We start from the raw sequence: 2,678 nt of genomic DNA on the forward strand, positions 1-2,678 counted from the left end.
CAAAAGGTACGCAGTCACCCCCGTAGGGGCTCCCACTGCTTGTAGGCATACGGTTTCAGGATCTATTTCACTCCCCTCTCCGGGGTTCTTTTCGCCTTTCCCTCACGGTACTGGTTCACTATCGGTCGGAAACGAGTATTTAGCCTTGGAGGATGGTCCCCCCATCTTCAGACAGGATTCCACGTGTCCCGCCCTACTTGTCTCATGCCTAGTACCACACAATGCTTTTTAGATACGGGGCTCTCACCCACTGCGGCCGACCTTCCCAGATCGTTCTCCTAAGCTTTGTGCTATCTCATGATGGCTGCTCCCGGTTCGCTCGCCGCTACTACGGGAATCTCGGTTGATTTCTGTTCCTGCAGCTACTGAGATGTTTCAGTTCACCGCGTTCGCTTTGCTGACTCTATGAATTCCATCAGCAATGACCCTTACGGGCCGGGTTTCCCCATTCGGACATCCCCGGATCAAAGCTCGTTTACCAGCTCCCCGAGGCTTTTCGCAGGTATCCACGTCCTTCATCGCCTGTTTCCGCCAAGGCATCCACCGTATGCCCTTATTCACTTGACCATATATCCCGCAATACCTTGCGAAATCGCTACACAGTCCCAGAACCGTGCAACGGGCCTTCCCTTCTTCCGTTTTCAAAGAACAATACTACCGTACCTCTCGATACGTAGTGCACAAGAGACCCTCTATCCCTTCTCCACTACCTACCCACTTCTTTTTGCCGCTTTTTACTTCCTACCTCTTACCGCTACCTCTCTACTTCCGCCTACCCCTTCCAGAGCAAACTCCCCACCAGCAATCTGGTGGAGCTGACCGGGATCGAACCGGTGACCCCCTGCTTGCAAAGCAGGTGCTCTCCCAGCTGAGCTACAGCCCCATTTGGTGGGCCCAAGTGGACTCGAACCACTGACCTCACGATTATCAGTCGTGTGCTCTAGCCAGCTGAGCTATAGGCCCAAGTCTTTCTACCGAGTGGCGTGTGTGGGGTCTAGATACCCTGTCTCTTTAAAGGAGGTGATCCAGCCGCAGGTTCCCCTACGGCTACCTTGTTACGACTTCACCCCAGTCATGAACCATACCGTGGTAACCGCCCCCCCGAAGGTTAGGCTAGCTGCTTCTGGTACAATCCACTCCCATGGTGTGACGGGCGGTGTGTACAAGGCCCGGGAACGTATTCACCGCGGCATGCTGATCCGCGATTACTAGCGATTCCGACTTCATGCAGTCGAGTTGCAGACTGCAATCCGAACTACGGCGCGCTTTCTGGGGTCTGCTCCACCTCGCGGTCTCGCTTCCCTCTGTACGCGCCATTGTAGCACGTGTGTAGCCCTGGACATAAAGGCCATGAGGACTTGACGTCATCCCCACCTTCCTCCGGTTTGTCACCGGCAGTCTCCCTAGAGTGCCCGGCCGAACCGCTGGCAACTAGGGACAAGGGTTGCGCTCGTTGCGGGACTTAACCCAACATCTCACGACACGAGCTGACGACAGCCATGCAGCACCTGTCTCAGAGTTCCCGAAGGCACTCCCACATCTCTGCAGGATTCTCTGGATGTCAAGCCCAGGTAAGGTTCTGCGCGTTGCATCGAATTAAACCACATGCTCCACCGCTTGTGCGGGCCCCCGTCAATTCCTTTGAGTTTTAACCTTGCGGCCGTACTTCCCAGGCGGGATACTTATCACGTTAGCTACGACACTCAGCACCTAAGGCACCAAACATCTAGTATCCATCGTTTAGGGCGTGGACTACCAGGGTATCTAATCCTGTTTGCTCCCCACGCTTTCGCGCCTCAGCGTCAGTATTGGGCCAGGTGACCGCCTTCGCCACTGATGTTCCTCCAGATCTCTACGCATTTCACCGCTACACCTGGAATTCCATCACCCTCTCCCATACTCTAGTCAGCCCGTTTCCACCGCCATTCCCAGGTTGAGCCCGGGGATTTCACGGCAGACGTAACCAACCGCCTACGCGCCCTTTACGCCCAGTGATTCCGATTAACGCTCGCACCCTCCGTATTACCGCGGCTGCTGGCACGGAGTTAGCCGGTGCTTCTTCTTGGGTTCACGTCAACAGTAACCGATATTAGCGATTACCTTTTCGTCTCCCACGAAAGAACTTTACAACCCGAAGGCCTTCTTCATTCACGCGGCATTGCTTCGTCAGGGTTGCCCCCATTGCGAAAAATTCCCCACTGCTGCCTCCCGTAGGAGTCTGGGCCGTGTCTCAGTCCCAGTGTGGCTGATCGTCCTCTCAGACCAGCTATCGATCGTCGCCTTGGTAGGCCTTTACCCTACCAACTAGCTAATCGAACGTAGGCCCCTCCAATAGCACGAGGTCCGAAGATCCCCCGCTTTCTCCCTCAGGACGTATCCGGTATTAGCCCAAGTTTCCCTGGGTTGTCCCAAACTATTGGACAGATTCCTACGCATTACTCACCCGTCCGCCACTCGCCACCAGGCCGAAGCCCGTGCTGCCGTTCGACTTGCATGTGTTAGGCATGCCGCCAGCGTTCAATCTGAGCCAGGATCAAACTCTTACGTTCAATCCAACAATTCAAAAACTTCACATCATCTAGACATCTACCAGCCACTAAACAGGCTCGCGCCTACCAGTCACCAGCAAACACCTACATAATGCTTAGGGCCTAAACCCCACACATCTCCACTCGGTT

Annotated in this window: 2 tRNA genes and 2 rRNA genes (1 of these 4 cut by a window edge); all 4 read right to left on the minus strand. The window is 54.9% G+C overall.

The window, feature by feature from the left end:
* Positions 1 to 567 (minus strand): 23S ribosomal RNA (locus AB4090_RS14755) (it extends 2,318 nt beyond the left edge of the window).
* Between the two features lie 240 nt (positions 568 to 807).
* Positions 808 to 883 (minus strand) — tRNA-Ala (locus AB4090_RS14760).
* 3 nt (positions 884 to 886) lie between these two features.
* Positions 887 to 963: transfer RNA gene (locus tag AB4090_RS14765), tRNA-Ile, on the minus strand.
* 50 nt (positions 964 to 1,013) lie between these two features.
* Positions 1,014 to 2,549 (minus strand): 16S ribosomal RNA (locus tag AB4090_RS14770).
* The 16S and 23S rRNA genes sit together here with 2 tRNA genes alongside, the layout of an rRNA operon.
* Positions 2,550 to 2,678: the final 129 nt, after the last annotated feature.

It is taken from the genome of Acidithiobacillus sp. IBUN Pt1247-S3, assembly GCF_041146875.1.
Classification (GTDB): Bacteria; Pseudomonadota; Gammaproteobacteria; order Acidithiobacillales; family Acidithiobacillaceae; genus Igneacidithiobacillus.